Origin of the sequence: Stenotrophomonas maltophilia (assembly GCF_004920835.1) — a bacterium.
Lineage (GTDB): Bacteria > Pseudomonadota > Gammaproteobacteria > Xanthomonadales > Xanthomonadaceae > Stenotrophomonas > Stenotrophomonas maltophilia_AQ.
In genome coordinates this window covers 34656-51580 of the sequence record NZ_QFHO01000031.1, presented here as the reverse complement: position 1 = coordinate 51580, position 16925 = coordinate 34656, and the positions used below count along the sequence as shown (strand labels likewise).

General features: G+C 68.1%; 11 protein-coding genes. 4 read left to right on the top strand and 7 right to left on the bottom strand.

The genetic code is table 11. The features are described from left to right. A partial coding sequence (locus tag DI041_RS17810; protein WP_136640145.1) for an alpha-D-ribose 1-methylphosphonate 5-triphosphate diphosphatase occupies positions 1–1037 on the top strand: 1037 nt, incomplete at its 5' end. 138 nt (positions 1038–1175) lie between these two features. Further along, complete coding sequence (locus tag DI041_RS17805) at positions 1176–3788, top strand: TonB-dependent receptor (RefSeq protein ID WP_136638570.1); 2613 nt, start codon at positions 1176–1178, stop codon at positions 3786–3788. Between the two features lie 54 nt (positions 3789–3842). Here DI041_RS17805 and DI041_RS17800 read toward each other — a convergent pair whose 3' ends face one another. Further along, positions 3843–4559 carry a transporter substrate-binding domain-containing protein gene (locus DI041_RS17800; RefSeq protein ID WP_136638569.1) on the bottom strand — a complete coding sequence of 239 codons (717 nt, stop codon included), beginning with the start codon at positions 4557–4559 and terminating at the stop codon, positions 3843–3845. Positions 4560–4641: 82 nt separating this feature from the next. Here DI041_RS17800 and DI041_RS17795 point away from each other — a divergent pair, with 82 nt between their 5' ends. Continuing rightward, complete coding sequence (locus tag DI041_RS17795) at positions 4642–5013, top strand: VOC family protein (RefSeq protein WP_046987302.1); 372 nt, start codon at positions 4642–4644, stop codon at positions 5011–5013. A 64-nt stretch (positions 5014–5077) separates the two neighbouring features. Here DI041_RS17795 and DI041_RS17790 read toward each other — a convergent pair whose 3' ends face one another. Next, on the bottom strand, positions 5078–5920 hold the full coding sequence (locus DI041_RS17790) for an arylamine N-acetyltransferase family protein (RefSeq protein ID WP_046987301.1): 843 nt from the start codon (positions 5918–5920) through the stop codon (positions 5078–5080). Positions 5921–6123: 203 nt separating this feature from the next. Here DI041_RS17790 and DI041_RS17785 point away from each other — a divergent pair, with 203 nt between their 5' ends. After that, the gene (locus DI041_RS17785; protein WP_136638568.1) at positions 6124–8664 is read left to right on the top strand and encodes a methyl-accepting chemotaxis protein; all 2541 of its coding nucleotides are present in this window, start codon (positions 6124–6126) and stop codon (positions 8662–8664) included. A 121-nt stretch (positions 8665–8785) separates the two neighbouring features. Here the strand turns inward: DI041_RS17785 and DI041_RS17780 are convergent, their stop codons facing one another. The 5 genes from DI041_RS17780 to DI041_RS17760 all read right to left on the bottom strand — a co-directional run bounded on the left by DI041_RS17780 (position 8786) and on the right by DI041_RS17760 (position 16680). Further along, a complete protein-coding gene (locus DI041_RS17780) occupies positions 8786–11308 on the bottom strand; it encodes a PepSY domain-containing protein (protein WP_136638567.1) in 2523 nt (840 codons plus the stop codon). Positions 11309–11541: 233 nt separating this feature from the next. Beyond that, complete coding sequence (locus DI041_RS17775; protein WP_136638566.1) at positions 11542–12105, bottom strand: TlpA family protein disulfide reductase; 564 nt, start codon at positions 12103–12105, stop codon at positions 11542–11544. Beyond that, positions 12102–14486 (bottom strand): protein-disulfide reductase DsbD family protein, encoded by a 2385-nt coding sequence (locus tag DI041_RS17770; protein WP_136638565.1) that lies wholly within the window; start codon positions 14484–14486, stop codon positions 12102–12104. Before DI041_RS17770 ends, DI041_RS17775 begins: the two co-directional genes overlap by 4 nt. Continuing rightward, entirely contained in the window at positions 14483–14821 is a 339-nt protein-coding gene (gene cutA, locus DI041_RS17765; RefSeq protein WP_046984236.1) for a divalent-cation tolerance protein CutA, read from the bottom strand. Before cutA ends, DI041_RS17770 begins: the two co-directional genes overlap by 4 nt. Positions 14822–14889: 68 nt before the next feature. Then, positions 14890–16680: an endonuclease gene (locus DI041_RS17760; RefSeq protein ID WP_136638564.1), complete on the bottom strand. Its 1791-nt coding sequence runs from the start codon at positions 16678–16680 to the stop codon at positions 14890–14892. Positions 16681–16925: the final 245 nt, after the last annotated feature.

Sequence of the window (16925 nt, the reverse complement as noted above, 5' to 3'; positions counted from 1 at the left end):
GGGTGGGGCTGCCGGGCGCAGAAGACTGTGGCGGCGACTGGCTGATGCCGGGGTTTGTCGAGCTGCATACCGACAATCTGGAGAAACACCTGGTGCCGCGCCCGGGCGTGGCGTTTCCCGCCGCGGCGGCCGTGCAGGCGCACGATGCGCAGTTGCTGGCTGCTGGCATCACCACGGCCTGCGATGCCTTGGCGGTGGGCGACGTGGAAGCCGACAGCGTGCGCGTGCGCAGCCTGCAGGCCGCCCATGCGGCGCTGGTTGAGGCGCGCCGCGCCGGCGGCCTGCGCAGCGACCACTACCTGCACCTGCGTGCCGAGCTGCCGTATTCCGGGTTGCTGCCATTGCTGGAGCCACTGCTGGATGATCCGGCGGTGCGCCTTCTGTCGCTGACCGATCACACGCCGGGGCAGCGCCAGTTCCGGAATCTGCAGCGCTATGCGGCCTACTACGGTTTGCCGACCGACACGAAGACCGGTTACCTGGATGAGCTGCTGCAGGCACGCCGTGCGCAACAGGCGCGCTATCGTCAAGCACACCTGCAACAGGTGCTGCAGTGGGTGCGCAGCCGCGGCCTGTGCCTGGCCAGCCACGACGACACGGTGGCTGCGGATGTAGATGAAGCCGTGGCCTGTGGTGCACGCATCTGCGAGTTCCCGACCACGCTGGAGGCCGCTGCCGCCGCACGTGCAGCCGGTCTGACAATCGTCGCCGGCGCACCCAACCTGGTGCTGGGCGGCTCGCATTCCGGCAACGTGGCGGCGCTGGAACTGGCACGTGCCGGCTGCCTCGATGTGCTGTCCTCCGACTATGTGCCCGCCAGCCTGCTGCCGGCGCTGGGCGTGCTGTGCGCGCAGCTGGGCTGGAGCCTGCCACGTGCGGTGGCCACGGTCAGCCATGCGCCGGCGCAGGCGCTGGGCCTGCAGGATCGCGGTCGCATCGGCGAAGGCCTGCGCGCCGACCTGCTGCGGGTGCGTGGGTCCACGCCGGACTACGTGGCCGAGGTCTGGGTGGCCGGCCGTCGCCTGCTGGCCCAGTAGCCGCCGCGGTGCGAACACCTAGACAGCTGCCCCGACCTGCCTAGTGGATGCCGCCTGCGCTTCACCGCACTGATCGAAAGTGGCCGCCATCGCCGCTCCCGCCGGAGCGGCCCACTTTCCCTTGCCGCCGCCATCGCCATGTCCACACTGCCTTCGCGCCATCCGCTTACCCTGGGTCTGCTCGCCCTGCTGCATGCCCCGCTGGCCGTCCAGGCCGCCACGCCAGCCGCGACCGATACCGTGCCCGCCACCTCCGCCGTCGACCTGGACACCGTCACCGTGGTCGGCAGCATCGTCAGTGGCGAGAAACAGGCGCTGGATGCACAGCGCGAAGCCAGCCATCTGATGAACGTGATCAGTGCCGACGGCATCGGCAAGCTGCCCGACCACAACGCTGCCGAAGCCGTGCAGCGGGTTCCCGGTGTGTCGATCGAACGCGACCAGGGCGAAGGCCGCTTCGTTGCCGTGCGTGGCCTGCCGGCACAGTGGAACTCAACCACCCTCAACGGTGACCGTCTGCCGACCGCCGAAGAGGAAACCACCAGCCGTGCCACGGCATTCGATTTCTTCCCGACCGAGCTGATCGAGCGCATCGAAGTGAGCAAGACGCTCACACCCGACCGCGAAGGCGACGCCATCGGTGGCCAGGTCAACTTCGTCACCCGCACCGCACCGACACGGCGCACGTTTGCCGCCAGCGTGGCCGGCAACTACAACGACAAGGCAGTCGACACCGGCACCAGCGCGAACGTGCTGTACGGCGACCGCAGCGCCGATGGACGCTTCGGGTTCCTGATCAACGGTACCTACTGGAAGCGCCCGTGGGCGACCGACAACTTCGAGCCGCGCCGCAGTGCCGACGGCCTGGGCGTCTACCGGCTGGAGCTGCGCGACTACACCGGCGAGCGCACCACGCGCGGCGTCAACGGTGGCATGGAATTCCTTCCGGCCGATGGCCATCGCCTGTACGTGCGTGGCCAGTATGGCGAGTTGAGCGACGATGAGACCCACTACAAGCACCGCTACCGGTTCGACAAGGACCGCGTGGAGCTGCAGAACATCCACAACGAGCTGATCACCGAATTCAAGACGTTCGAATTCGGCGGCCAGCACACCTTCGGCCGGGTCCAGGTGGACTGGAAGCTGGCCAGTGCCGAGAACGATTTCCGCTATGGCTGCATTCCCACCTGTGCCGACAACGCGTACTTCGTGGTCCAGTTCAACCAGGGCAAGGTCGGCTACCAGGGCCTGCAGGACCGTGGTGTGGGCCGCAACTCGTACAACACCCTCGATGGCGGCAACGTTGCCGCCGACACCCCCGAAACCCATCTGCCGCCGAGCTTCGCAATGGATCCGCGGAAGATGTCGCTGAGCGCGGTGGAGCTGTATCGGGTGGCGATCAATGAGAAGGACAAGGCGGTCGCGCAGCTGGACTTCAGTTTCGACGCGAGCGACACGCTGACCTGGAAGATGGGGGCCAAGTACCGCGACAAGCAGCGCCGCGCGCGCTTCTCCGACGAGTTCTATGCCTGGAACTCCGCCACCGGCGGGCCGGTACCGACCCTGGCTGACTTCCCGTTGATGGACCAGCCGGACCGCAGTGGCTACGACGTCGGCAATGGACGTGACTACGCCCGCGATTTCTCGCAGGTGGTACCGGTGCAGGCATTGGCCGAATGGTACCGGCAGAACAAGCAGCACCTGGTGCTGGTGCCGGGCGATTCGGCACTGGTGGCCAACGGCGCGGCGCTGGGTCGCAACTTCGACGTGGCCGAGAAGCAGTACGCGACCTATGCGATGGCCACCTGGAAGCCGGACGAGCACTGGGACGTGGTTGGCGGCGTGCGCCTGGAACGCACCGCCACCGACGTGCGCGGTCTGGTGCTGGAGCGTGACGCTGATGGCAGCAGCGCGCTGGTGCCCAACCTGGGCCGCAAGCGCTACACCTCGGCGCTGCCGCAGCTCAACGTGCGTTTCTCACCGCGCAGCGATCTCAACCTGCGGCTGGGCCTGACCCGCAGCTTCGCCCGCCCGAACTTTGGTGACATCAACCCGGGTGGCTCGTTCATGGAAGCCGACAGCACCTTCACCTCCGGCAACGCCAACCTGGACCCGACCTATTCGGACAACCTGGACCTGATGGCCGAGTGGTATGCCGGTCCGCTGGGTCTGCTGTCCGGCGGGGTGTTCTACAAGAACATCAGTAATCCGGTGTTCCAGAGCAGCAGCACCGGCAGCTTCAACGGCAACCCCAACATCACCTTCTACCGGCCCGAGAATGGTGACGATGCCAAGCTGTGGGGCGCAGAGTTCGCCTTCGTGCGCCGCTTCGATTTCCTGCCAGGCCTGTGGAGCAACTTGGGCATCAATGCCAACCTGACCCTGATGGACTCGCGCATGCGCATTCCGGCTCGTAACGGCAACGTGCCGATAACCGGCCAGGCCGACCGCCTGTACAACGTCACCGTGTACTACGACGACGGCGCCTTCGCTGCCCGTCTGGCCACCAATCACAAGGGTGCCTACATCGAAGCGCACGGCGACAGCAGCGTCACCGACGCCTGGTACGGCGCCAACACCTCGGTCGACTTCAGCGCTTCCTATACCTTCGATCGCTGGACGGTGTTCGCCGAGCTGAGCAACCTCACCAACGAGCCGTTGAAGTACTACCAAGGCAGCCCGCAGCGCCCGCTGCAGGTGGAGTACTACGGCCGTCGTGCGCAGATCGGCCTGAAGTATCTGTTCCAGTGAGCCGTACCGGCGTTCTGTACAGTCGAGCCAAGCTCGACTGCTTCTGCTCTTCAATCATCGCACCAGCGTGACCGCCTGCCCGGCACGGGCGAAGGCTTCAGCCAGCAACGGGCCGGCCTTGATCGCCTCCACTTCCTCGAACAACGCCCTCAGCGCGTCGGCCGGGCGGGAGGCCGGCGCTGCCACCGCCTGCTGGATCGCGGTGAAGCGGTCAGCCAGCACGCGGTGGCCAGGATGGATCTGTGCCCAGGCTTCCAGCGGCTGGCGCACGCCGGCGGCGGCATCCAGGCGCCGCTGCTCGAACAGGGTGATCGCCGCCGCCGACGTCTCTGCCCGCTCGATCATGGCGTGGCGCAGTTCGCGGCTGAGAAACAGGTCGTAGGCCGCACCGCGGCCGACCGCGATGCGCAGTCCGTCGCGGTCCAGGTCGGCCACCTGTTGCGAGGGGCTGTCCTCGCGCACCAGGTAGGTGCCTTCGATCTCCACGTATGGGGCACTGAAGGCGATGCGGTCGGCCCGCGCCGGATCGATGGCCAGGAAGGCCAGGTCCCATGCATCTTCGGCCGCTGCGGCGACCACCGACGCCGCAGCGTCGTGGCAGATGAAACGGGCCTGCACGCCCATCCGCTGCGCCATCGCTGTGGCCAGCTCCAGTGAAGGGCCACGCGGTGAACGGGCATCACCCTGCGCCAGCACTGGGTTGCCCAGGTTGATCGCTACGCGCAGAAAGCCTCGCGGTGCCAGTGTGCTTCGATGATCGGCCAGGGACATGCAGGGCTCCGCGGAACAGGGGGGCGTCCAGCATGCCAGTGCTGCTGCGCAGGCAGCGTCAGCGTCCGGTTATCCTGCGCGGATGAATCCGATCCTGCATGTCGAGATCCCAGCCAGTGACCTGGCCCGTGCCATCACCTTCTACCAGCAGTGGTTGCAGGTGCAGGTGGACGAACCGATCCTGCTGCACGATTGCCGGATGGCCTACCTGCCGTTCGGCGATGAAGCGGCAGGGGCCAGCATGGCGCTGGTGCAGGGGGCGGACTACCGGCCGTCAGAACAGGGCGCGCGCATCTACATCGGGGTCGATGACCTTGATGCCAGCCTCGAGCGAGCCTTGCAGGTTGGAGCCGAACTGTGTTTCGGCCCCGCTGATGCCGGTGACTGGCGCGTGGCCGAGATCCGCGACAGCGAAGGCAACCGCATTGCGTTGCAGGCGCGCGCGATTCTGTAGAGTCGAGCCATGCTCGGCTGCTGTTGGTCGCGCCGTCAATGCACCAGTCGAGCATGGCTCGCCGCTACAAGTGGGTCGCGGCCCGCGAGCGCTGCAACCATTCGTTGATCGCCGGGTCCAGCCGCGGGTCGTTCGGCAGCTGCATGCCGAAGCGCTGCTGCAGCACCTCGCGCACATCGCCGACATCGTGCAAAGGGCGCTTGTCCGGTGCCTGCCCGGGCCGGTACTCGGTGTAGTTGCCGCTACCAATGGTGCGGCGCCAGTCCGGTCCGGTCAGCGACGCACGCAGCTGGCCGGGGAAGCTCGAATCCGGATGGGTGCACACGTACCAGTTGCCCACCACGTTGTCGATCGGGGCCGGTGACTGCAGGTCGAAGCGATACATCGCCCGCCAACCATCGCTGGACTCGGCGGAGAGCACGAAGTCTCCGTCGCCGGGCAGCCGCTGCAGCAGATAGCGTTCGTGCGGCGTTGCCTGCGGCTGCGCACCCTGCAGGCGCAGAGGTACGGTCGGGGTCAGGCTGCCGAAGCCGGCGTCCACAAGCCATTCGTCACCGTCTACGTGCACGCGCAGCAGCAGGTGGGTGCGCGCCGTGAGCTCGCCGTCCCGTGCCGCCAGTAGAACGCGCGCGCTCAGCGGCTGCGCATCGAAGCCCAGCGCCTGCAGCAGCGCCAGCAGGCCGCCGTTGAGTTCGAAGCAGTAGCCGCCACGACGTTCATCGAGCAGTTTGCGCTGCACGCTGTCCAGGTCGATCGGCACTGCATCGCGCAGCAGGCAGCTGAGGGTTTCGAATGGCAGCAGCGCGTTGTGGCGCTGCTGCAGCAGGGTCAGGCCAGCCAGCGTTGGCGGTGGCGGTGCATCCAACTGCAGGCGCTGCAGGTAGCGGGGGACATCGAGCGTCGTCATGCGGCCACCGGTCGGGGGAGGGAGGTCCACTGTGTTCCCCCAACCGGGGTTGAGGTCAAGCACTGCGCGGGTGTCATCCCCCCGTCGCCTATGCCGGGTACAAAGGCCGCGTCCGCCAGCAAACGGTGGGACTGAACCAAAAAAAACCTAAAGTTGCCCCATATCCAGCCGATACAGGTGCGTCCTTCCGCCTGGAGTCTGTCATGTCGGCCGTTGTCCCCCACCTCCGGTCCCTGCGCATGCGGCTTGCCGCTTTGCGCTCGGCGTCCCCCGGCCTGCTGCTGTGGCTGCAGCCGCACCGGCTCAGCGTGGCCAACAAGCTCAAGGCGACCCTGTGGGTCTGTGGCCTGGGCCTGATCGCGATTGCCGCCGTCTACGCGTGGACCGGCCATGCCAGCACGCAGGCAGCGCGCAGCCAGGCCAGCTACCAGCACGGCAGCGATCTGGCCGCGAGCCTGGCCACGCGGGTGGCCGAGGCGCGTCGTCTGCAGACCCAGTATGCACGCAGTTTCGATGATGCCGACCGCGCGCAGCTGCTGGCGACGCAGAAGGCGCTGCAGGCCGATCTTCAGGCGCTTCGCGCGATGCCGATGGACGCCGGACGGCGCAAGGCGCTGCGGGCGCTGACCGAAGCCGCCGGCGCGTTCTCGCAGGGTGTGGCCGCCCTGTTCGAACGCGTCGATGAGATGGGTCGTGGCGATGCCGGCCTTGCCGCGCAGCTGCAGCAGGCCGCTGACACCCTGCAGGCGCAGGTGGATGCGCTGCAGCGGCCGTCGTTGGCGCTGTCCCTGCAGAAGATGCGCCGACAGGAAGCACTGCTGCTGCTCGATGGCGACTCCACCCATGCCGACCGTGCGAGCGAAGAGAAACTGCCATTCGATCTCGGGCTGGTGGGGCTGCCGACCGATGCGCAGGATGCCCTTCGCAACGGCATGGAATCCTATCAGGTCGCGTTGCTGGGCTATACCGCCGCCCGCGTTGGCCTGGATGTGGAGGCGCAATCGCTGCTGGACACCGCGGCCAGCGTCGCACCGGCGCTGAGCGCCTTCCAGCAGGCCCAGGTCGCCGCGCTGGGCAAGGCACAGGCGCGCCAGCGGGCCGGTGCACGCACCATGAGCGTGCTGTTCGCAGTGACCCTGCTGCTGGTCGCCGGTGTGCTGATCACCAGCCTGGTACTGGCGCTGCGCGCGGTACGCCAGCCGATCCAGGACACCCTGCGCTTCGCCAGCGACATTGCCGAGGACCGCCTGGACACCACGCTGCGTGTGTACAACGCCAACGACGAGATCGGCCAGCTGGCCCAGCGCCTGGTCCACATGCAGCAGCGCCTGCGCGCGCGTATCGAAACCGAGCGTGCGGTAGCGCGCGGCAATACCCGCGTGCGACAGGCCTTGGACAGCGCACAGACCGGCTTGATGGTGGTCGATGCCGAAGGCCAGGTGGCGTATGCCAACCCTGCGCTGCTGCAGCTGCTGGATCTGCAGGCCGAAGACCTGGTGGGCGGTGACGCGGTGCGCCTGCACCCGGCGCTGGCCAGCCTGGCCGGCGTGCGCCAGCGCGAGGAGCGCGAGATCGGCCACGCCGGCGTGCGCTACCAGTTGATCGCCAACGCCATCATCGACGAGGGCCATTTCCTTGGTGTCGCGGTGGAATGGCGCAGCCGCGCCCTGGAAACCCTGCTGGAAACCGAGGTGGCAGCCCTGGTCGATGCCGCCGCACACGGTGACCTGCACGGACGTATTGCGCTGGACGGCAAGCAAGGCTTCGTGCGTACGCTGTCGACCAGCATCAACCGGCTTCTGGTGACCTTCGAAACCAACCTCGGCGATCTACAGGCATTGCTGGCGGCACTGGCACGCGGCGATCTCAGCGTGCGCATGGAAGGTGAGCTGCAGGGCGTGTTCGCGCGCATGCGTGACGATGCCAATACCACCGTCGCGCAGCTGGGCCGCATCGTCACCCGCATCCAGCAGGCCACGTCCAGTCTGGATACGGGTGTTGGCGAAATCGTCGCCGGTCACCACGACCTGTCACAGCGCACCGAGCAGCAGGCGGCCAACCTGGAAGAGACTGCAGCATCGATGCATGAACTGACCGATACGGTCGGCCGCAACGCCGATGCCGCAGGCCGCGCTGATGCGCTTGTCCAGGGCGCGGCGGCAGTGGCCCAGCGCGGCGGTGAGGCGGTCGGCCAAGTGGTGGCAACCATGCATGGCATCAGCGAGGCGTCTCGACGCATCGGTGACATCACTCAGTTGATCGATGGCATCGCCTTCCAGACCAACATCCTCGCGCTCAACGCGGCGGTGGAAGCGGCGCGCGCCGGAGAGCAGGGTCGCAGCTTCGCCGTGGTGGCCGCCGAAGTGCGCCTGCTGGCACAGCGCAGCGCCGAGGCGGCCAAGCAGATCAAGGGGTTGATCGAGGATTCGGTGGCGCGTGTCGGGCAGGGCAACCAGCAGGCCGAACAGGCCGGCACCACGATGGGCGAGATCGTCGGCAGCGTGCAGCAGCTGGCCGAGCTGTTGGCCGGCATTCGCAGCGCGTCGCAGGACCAGCATGCCGGCATCGCGCAGGTGAACCAGACCATCGTGCAGATGGAAGCCAGTATCCAGCGCAACGCCAGCCTGGTGGAAGAGGCCGGCGCCTCGACCGCACAGATGCAGGCGCAGGTGCATGCCTTGGCCGAGGCGGTGGGGGCGTTCCGCCTGCAGTCGATGCCGCGGGCGCGCGCTGCGGCGGCCTAGCTTGCGGTTCCTTGTCGGCTGGCGGGGAATCAGCCGAGCGTAGGCTCGGCTCTACATCGGCTGCAGGAACACTGTAGAGCCGAGCCCATGCTCGGCTCACGACAGCGTTCGGCGGCAGGAATCAATACACGTCGCGCCGGTAGCGCCCGTTCTCCAGCAGCGTTTCCACCGCGTCATCGCCCAGCGCAGCGCGCAGTACCTGGTCCACGCCTTCGGCCATGCCCTGCAGCGAACCGCAGACATGGATCACCGCGCCACGTTGCATCCATTCGCGCAGCGCATCGACTGCAGCGTGCAGTCGATCCTGCACGTAGCCACCGTCGCCATCGCGCGAGAACGCCAGGTCCACCCGCGACAGATGGCCATCGGCCTGCCAGGCCTCGATTTCTTCGGCAAACAGGAAGTCGTGCGCGCACTGGCGTTCGCCAAACAGCAGCCAATGCCCGTGCTCGCCAGCATGGGCGGCTTCGCGCAACAGGCTGCGCAGGCCAGCGATGCCAGTACCGTTGCCGACCAGCACCATCGGTGCACCCGGCACGCGGTGGAAGCCGGGATTGCGATGTACGCGGGCGACGATGCTGGCACCGATCGGTGCATGCAGTGACAGCCACCCCGAACCCAGTCCAGCCCGACCGGAGGCGTCATGTACCAGGCGCACCACCAGTTCCACTGCGCCGTCATCCGTGCACGAGGCGATCGAGTACTCGCGGCCGGGCAGCAACGGCAGTCCGCGCAGCCACAGGCAGGCATCCTGCACCGCCAGCGCGGCGTCTGCATCGGGTAGCTCGCGCTCGCTGGCCAGGGCCAACAGCGTGCGCGGGTTGCCTTCCACCAGCAGCGGTTGCAGTGGGTCCAGCCCATGCGCCTTCAGCACTGCACTGGCGTGCCCTGCATTGTGGCGGGGTGCGAGATGCAGGATGTCACCGGCCTGCCACCGCACCTCGGCGGGCGCGGCAAGACGGATACGCCAGATCGCGCCACCGATGCTGCCAGGATTGAGGCGGTCGCGGCCGAGCAGGCGCCAGTCATGCATCTGCGTGGCAGCCGGCAGCACGCTGTCATCGGTGGTGATGCCGGTCAACGCGCCCAGCTGCTGCTGCCACTGGCGCAGGGACGGTACCGAGGCAGCATCGACATCGATGCGCTCGAACAGCGGGCGCGCGCCGTTGCCGATCAGCCAGGCATCGACCTGGCGGCCGAAACCGCAGTAGTGCGGGTACTGGCGATCACCCAGCGCGAGCAGGGCGAACTGCAGGCCCGACAGGTCCACGCGCTGCGCGAGCAGCAGTCGCGAAGCGCGTCGCGCCGCATCCGGTGGTTCGCCGTCGCCAAAGGTGCTGAGCACGAACAGGGCCTGCACGGTTTGCTCTAGCTGTGAGCCGTCGACGCGGGCCAATGGCAGCACAAGCACCGCATGTCCGGCGGCCTGCAACAGCGCCGCCGCGCGCCAGGCCAGCTGCTCGCCCAGCCCGCTCTGGCTGGCATGCACCACAAGCCAGGGTAGGTTGCTGCCATCGTCAGTGGCTACCGGCAGCGACTGGCGAAGCCCGCGCGCGGCGCGCTGGCTGCGGCGGCGGTCCAGGTACAGCATCCAGCCGGTGATGAAGAACAGGCTCATGCCCAGGCTGCTGAGCATCACCACCACGCGCCCGGGTGCACCGAAGTAACTTCCCGAATGCAGCGCGAACACGCTGGTGGCCAGCTGTCCGCCGGCGCCCTGGCGTGCATACGGACGGGCATCGAGGATCGCACCGCTGGCCGGATCGAGCTGCAGCAGGTCATGTGCACGATCGTGGTGGCCACCGCGCCGCGCCGGATCACCGGCCATCACGCGTACATTGAGTGGCTGCCCGGGCTTCTCCGGCAGGCGCAGGTCGATGTACCCGGTGCGCACGCCCGGCAACGCATACAGCGTGGCCTCGATGCGATCCAGGTCCAGTGCCGCGTCGGCGGCGACCTTGTGCTTCGCTGCCGGCGCCACGCCCAGCAGCGTGTTGGCGGCGCTGCGGTACCAGTCGAACGACCACCACAGGCCGGTCAACGCACTCATCAGGTAGATCAGCAGCACCCAGGTGCCGACCACCGAGTGCAGGCTCCACAGGAAGCCACGGCCGCTGCGCTTCCACTCCACCGCCAACCAGCTGCGCCAGTGCCACCAGCGCCGGGGCCAGCGCAGGTAGAGACCGGAGAGGGTGAAGAACAGCAGCGCGATCGCACAGCTGCCGGTGATCCATTTGCCCCGCTCGCCGGCAGCGAGGTGCCGATGCAGGTCTTCGATGAAGTCGAAGAAGGCCTGCCCGCGCAGGGCACTGAAGCGCTCGCCGCTGTACGGATCGAAGTACACCCAGTGTTCCTTGCCTCCGGCAAACCGCGCCACCGAGGGCCGCTGGCCGGTGGCGTCGATCCGCAGGCGCTGCAGGGGGCGCTCGCTTCCTGCCTGGAGCAAAGGCATCAGCTCGCTCAACGCCAGCGGTGGCTGGCCGTCGGCATGGTGCTCGGCGATCGCGGCGAATCCGGGATTGGCGGCACGCAGCAGTTCGTCCTCGAAGGACAGCACGGCGCCGCTGAGGCCCATAACGGCCAGTACGGCACCAGCGGTGATGCCCAGCAGCCAGTGCAGTTGGAACAGGACGTTCTTGAACATCGAAGGAGGAGGGCCTGGAAGGCTGCCGCCCGCATCCTGCGCAACAGCAAATGAGAATTAGTCGCGGAATTCTCCGTGGCGCCCTGCCTGTGGTCAAGCAGGGGGTATCGGCCGGGCGGCGCCCGGCACCCCTCGGAAAGCCCGCTGTTGCTGTTGCCTTGGCTGTTGTTTCTGAGGTTGCCGGCCAGCGGCCGGCACTACCGCGGGTGCAGGGTGCAACCCTGCCAAGACCCTCACTTCACCCAGCTGTCGATCTCGCCGTGGGTGAACGGTCCCAGCTTCGCCTTCTGCAATCGCCCCTGTGCGTCGAACAGCACGCTGTAGGGCAGCAGTCCCTGCGTATTGCCCAGCTGCACGCTGGCATCGCGCGGGCCCGGGGTCTCGATCACGATCGGGTAGTCCACCGGTACCTGCTGCAGGAAGCGGCGCACGTCTTCCGGCGTATCCAATGCCAGGCCCAGCACCTGCACGCCTTCGCTGCCCTGGGTATGGGCAAAGCGTGCCAGCTCCGGCATCTCTTCCACGCAGGGGGCGCACCAGCTGGCCCAGACATTGATCAGCAGCGGGCGACCGGCGAAGCGCTGGCGCAGGTCGAGCGGTCGGCCCTCGAGATCCGGCAGCGTCAGTGCAGGCAGTGGGTCACCCACCTGCAGCGCAGGCGTCGCGAGGGCTGCAGGGGAAGCGGCCGGCGCTGCGGCAGGTGCAGCCGGCGTTGGTGCCAGCCGGTACCCGGCCCACAGGCCGAGGCCGGCGGCCAGCACCGCTGTCCACAGCAGCGCTGGCCGTTGCCATTTCATCGTGCGGTGCGCAGCAGCGCTTCCTCGACCACCGCCTGGGTCAGCAGGGTCGGCAGCACGGTCGGCGGCGCGCCGGGGCCGTACACCACGTACAGCGGCACGCCCACGGCCTTGTGCTCTTCCAGGAACGTGGTGATCTGCGGGTCCACATTGGTGTAGTCACCGCGCATGTACACCGCATTGGTGCGCTTGAGCAGTTCCTTGAACTCCGGCCGCGACAGCACAGCGCGCTCGTTGGCCTTGCAGCTCACGCACCAGTCGGCGGTCATGTTGACGAACACCACGCGCTTGTCGGCGCGCAGGCGGTCCAGCAGCTGCGGCGAGTATTCGACCACGTTGTCGCTGGCCGCCTGTGCGGCGCGCGCTGGCGGTGCCAGCTGGGTGACGCCCCAGGCCGGCACCAGTGCGGCGATGGCCAGCAGCACGCCCAGCAGGGCAACGGCACGCGGGCCGGTCCAGCGGTTGCGTTCGAACAGCCACAGACCGAAAGCGAACAGCAGCAGGCCACCCAGCACCAGCGACATGCCGTCCACGCCGCGCTGCTTGCCCAGCACCCACAGCAGCCATAGCGCGGTGGCATACATCGGGAAAGCCAGCACGTGCTTGAGCGTTTCCATCCACGGGCCCGGCTTGGGCAGGCGGCGTGCCAGCGCCGGCACGAAGCCGATCAGCAGGAACGGCAGGGCCAGGCCGAGGCCGAGGAACAGGAACACGGTCATCGCCTGCAGTGGCGTCGCGATGAACGCATAGGCCACCGCACCGCCCATGAACGGGCCGACGCAGGCACTGCCGACCACGCAGGCCAGCGCACCGGTGAAGAAGTCCCCGGCCGGGCCGCTGCGGCTGGCCAGCGACTGGCCGAGGTTGCCGAGGCCACCGCCGAGGGTGAACACCCCGGACAGGCTCAGGCCCACTGCGAACATGACGTAGGCCAGTGCGGCCACCACGCCCGGGTGCTGCAGCTGGAAGCCGATGCCGACCGCGTTGCCGATCGCGCGCAGGCCGACCATCAACGCACCGATCACCGCGAACGCAACCAGCACGCCCAGCGTGTACCAGAGCGCATGGCTGCGCGCGCGCTGCGGGCTTTCACCGCTCTGTGCCAGGCCGAGTACCTTCAGCGACAGGATCGGCAGCACGCACGGCATCAGGTTCAGCACCAGGCCGCCGGCCAGGGCGAGCAGCAGGACCCACAGGAACGAACGGTCCGGGTTCGGCGTGGCCGCTGGCGGGCGCGTGCGCATGGCGTTGTCGCCGCGCGCGTCGGCGGCGAACGCGTTGTCAGCGGCGGCACTGCCAGCGCCGGCCGGCGTGCCGGCATCGGCGTTGGGCACGGTCGGCAGCAGGCGCAGCGGCGCGCCATTGGCAGCCTCGCGCGGAGCACCGGTGGCGGTCGGCAGCGGGCTGATCACCTCGCTGCGCGGCGGCGCCTGGTTGGCGCTGGCGTTGATCCTGCCGGCCGGGATCGACAGCTTCACCCGTCGCGTCATCGGCGGGTAGCAGATGCCGTCGGTCTGGCAGCCCTGGAAGGTCACCACCAGGGTGCTGTCGACCGCGTCGGCGACAGAGCGGCGCAGCGGCAGCGGCACCTCCACCTGGTTGAAATACACCGAGACATCGCCGAAGTGCTCGTCGCGATGCGACTGAGCGGCCGGCCATCGCAGCTTGTCGGCCAGCACGCCGGCGCTGCCTTCGAGCTTCAGCGAGGTGCGGTCGCGATACAGGTAGTAGCCCGGCGCCGGGCTGAAGCGCAGCAGCAGGGTGTTGCCATCGCTGGCAATGGCATCGAAGCCGAATGCCTGCTCCGACGGCAGTGGCAGCGCCTGGCTGTTGCTGGCCGCACCCGGCAGGCGCAGGCCGCCGCTGTTGCCGGCACCGGCCAGCGGGTTGTTGAACGGGCTGGCCGCACCGGGGCGTGCGGCCGGGGCCGCCGCCTGTGCACCGCCGCCGGGCAGGGTGACCTGCACCACGCGCTTCTGCGGCGGATAGCAGACACCGGCGTCGGCGCAGCCCTGGTAACGCACTTCCAGGCTGATGGTGCCGGCTGCATCGGTCGGTGCGCCGGGCAGGGTGGCCTGCAGCCGCTCGCGATAGGTTTCAACCTCGCCGAAGAAATCGTCGTGGTGCTTGTCGCCCTTGGGCATCTGCAGCGCGCCTGCGTTGAAGGCCGGGTCGGCCTTGACGCTGGTGCGGTGGCGATACAGGTAATAGCCCGGTGCGATCTTGAACTGCAGCTGCACCTGGCCGCGTTCGGGGGCGGTCGCGGTCAGCGCGAACGCCTGGTCCACCGGCAGCAGGTCCTTCTCATCGAGCGCGAAGGCCGGCAGCGAGAGCCACAACAGGGCGCACAGGGCGGCGCCACGCGCAAACAAAGTCTTCAATCAGTGTCCTCCCGGGTCTGTGCCCGGATCCAGTCCAGATACGCCGGCAGGCCGGCCCGGGTTTCGACCGCGATGCACTCCGGGAGTTCATACGGATGCAGTTCGACGACCCGGGCGATTGCGTCATCGACGCGGCTCGCGGTGGTCTTCACCAGCAACTGCAGTTCGGTGTCGGTGGTGACCTCGCCCTGCCAGCGGTAGGTCGACTGCGCGCCCTCCAGTCGTGTGACGCACGCGGCCAGGCGCTCGCCAACCAGCGCGTGCGCGATGCGCTCGGCACTGGCCCGGTCCGGGCAGGTGGTCAACAACAGCAGGACGGGATCGACGGTCGACATGACCGTCGAGTATAGGGCCGCCGCCGGGTCAGGGCCCGGCGGCGGCAATGGACCGCTGCGTTGCGCGGTCAGTTGGCCAGCTGGCAGGTGGCCGGCTTGGCCGAGGTGAACAGGGCGGGGGTGGCCCATTCGGGATGGTCGATGAACGGGTTGCGGTTGCCCTGGAAGCTGTAGATCACGTCATTGCGGGCGCGTTCCGCAGCGCTCGGCGGGTCGGCCAGGTGCCAGTCGATCAACGTCGACAACAGGCCCATGTAGGCCGGCGAACTGCTGGTCTTGACGATCTTGCTGCGGTCGTCGGTCAGCTCCAGGTCCGGCTCGGACTGGCCGGTGGCCGCATCCTTGCCGCCCTCGTAGCGGATGGCCATGTACAGCACCGCACGCGCCATGTCGCCCTTGCGTGCACCCCACACTTCAAAGGTGCCGCCGTTGCCGTCCGGGGTGCGTACCCAGTTCGAATTGCCCGGATAGCCACCGCTGCCGCCGCCCTGGCCGTTGTTGGCCTCGGTGGCACGCTCGCCGCAGTTGGCATCGCACTTGCCGAACGGCTTGTTGCCGCGGTCGGCATTCCACTGTGCGTCGGTCAGGTACAGCATGTGGGTGTCGGTGTAGGGCGCGTACGGCAGGCCCTTGTCGCCGGTGGTGCTGGCAAAGCCCAGCGAGTTCGGCCAGGTGTGCTCGCGGTTGTACTTCAGGCCGCTGCCGCTGCCGGCGCGATCGGTCCCCTTGGCGTAGCTGCGGTTGCGGTACGCATCCAGGATCCTGCCGCTGTTGTTCGGATCCTCGTCGGCGATCTCCAGGATGGTCCAGGTGCTGGTGCCCGAGCCGCTGTACGGGTAGGCGGTGTGGCCCTTGATGGTGGCGTGCAGCGAGCAGCGCAGCTGGCTGGGGCTGCTGGTGTTGACCTTGGAGTAGTAACCGGCCGGCACGCCCGGGTTGCCCGGGTCCGGATTGCCACCGGTGCTGGCCACGGTGAAGGCGATGCGGCTGTCGGCGGCCGGGTGTGCGCCCTGCAGGTCGGTGATGCGCGCGGCGCGGATGTCGAAGCGGCAGGCTTCACCGGCCACCAGCGCAGTGTTGGTGGACAGCTTCACGCTGCGGCCGCTGGACGGGAAAGTCAGCGGCACGCTGCCGGAAGTGCCGCAGCTCAGGGCGAACGCGCCGCTGGCCAGGTTCACCGTCTCGCTGAACACCACTTCCAGGTCGGCGGCGGCGGGGAAGGTGCTGCTGCCCTGGGCCGGGGTGGTGGTGGACACCGACGGCGGCGTGTTCGGGCCCGGGGTGCCGCCACCACTGAAGGTCTGGCCGTTGTTGCAGTTGCCGAAGGTCTGCCTGGCCGACTCGGCCCAGGTGAAGTGGGCGTACTGGCTGCCACTGCCGGTCAGCTGCAGCGAGGTGCCCGGGGCCGTGCTGTTGGTCTCGGCCACCGGAATGTTCTGGCTGGTCATGCCGGCCGCGGGCCCGCCGGACGCTGTGATGGCACCCTCGTAGCTGAGGAACTGGACCACCTTGCCGCTGGCGTCGACCAGGGCAATGCCATCGTTCGGGCCGTTCTGCAGGCCGTTGGTGGGGTAGGTGACCACGGCGATGCTGGCGCTGCCGCAGCCTGCAGCGGTACCGGCGGGAACCGGATTGTTGGCGTAGACCGTGGCGGCCGACGGATTGCTGCCGTTGTAGAGGTACAGGCGGTAGCCGGACAGATCCTCACCGGCGGTGGCCACGACCTCGATCGCTTCGCCGACGTCGCCGGCGGCGGTGCTGTCGTCGTAGTGCAGTTCGTTGATGAAGACCTCGGCCTGGGCCGGCGCGGCGGCCAGTGCCAGCAGGCAGGCAGCGGCAAGCGGGGACAGCAATCGCATCGACTACTCCTTGTGATTGGGAATGCGCGGCCGAGCCTAAGGCCGATCCAGTGACACTTTGTCGTAAATGAACGTCAGATATCTGACAGTGCGACGCGTATCACCAAATGTCGAGGGTTGCGGGCATCCGCTTGTCGCGTTGCACGCGGAACCCCGCCTTCACGCAGCACCTGGGTGCGCCTTTGCCGGGCGGTGAATTTTTTTGCGGGATCGGCCTTGAAAGGCCCGGGGCCAGCTCCATCTCT

What these genes read in the sequence shown, in the direction of transcription:
- DI041_RS17800 (WP_136638569.1), bottom strand. Translation starts at nt 4,559, where the DNA reads ATGTCCCTGGCCGATCATCGAAGCACACTGGCACCGCGAGGCTTTCTG.
- DI041_RS17760 (WP_136638564.1), bottom strand. Translation starts at nt 16,680, where the DNA reads ATGCGATTGCTGTCCCCGCTTGCCGCTGCCTGCCTGCTGGCACTGGCC.
- DI041_RS17780 (WP_136638567.1), bottom strand. Translation starts at nt 11,308, where the DNA reads ATGTTCAAGAACGTCCTGTTCCAACTGCACTGGCTGCTGGGCATCACC.
- DI041_RS17795 (WP_046987302.1), top strand. Translation starts at nt 4,642, where the DNA reads ATGAATCCGATCCTGCATGTCGAGATCCCAGCCAGTGACCTGGCCCGT.
- DI041_RS17785 (WP_136638568.1), top strand. Translation starts at nt 6,124, where the DNA reads ATGTCGGCCGTTGTCCCCCACCTCCGGTCCCTGCGCATGCGGCTTGCC.
- DI041_RS17805 (WP_136638570.1), top strand. Translation starts at nt 1,176, where the DNA reads ATGTCCACACTGCCTTCGCGCCATCCGCTTACCCTGGGTCTGCTCGCC.
- DI041_RS17790 (WP_046987301.1), bottom strand. Translation starts at nt 5,920, where the DNA reads ATGACGACGCTCGATGTCCCCCGCTACCTGCAGCGCCTGCAGTTGGAT.
- cutA (WP_046984236.1), bottom strand. Translation starts at nt 14,821, where the DNA reads ATGTCGACCGTCGATCCCGTCCTGCTGTTGTTGACCACCTGCCCGGAC.
- DI041_RS17775 (WP_136638566.1), bottom strand. Translation starts at nt 12,105, where the DNA reads ATGAAATGGCAACGGCCAGCGCTGCTGTGGACAGCGGTGCTGGCCGCC.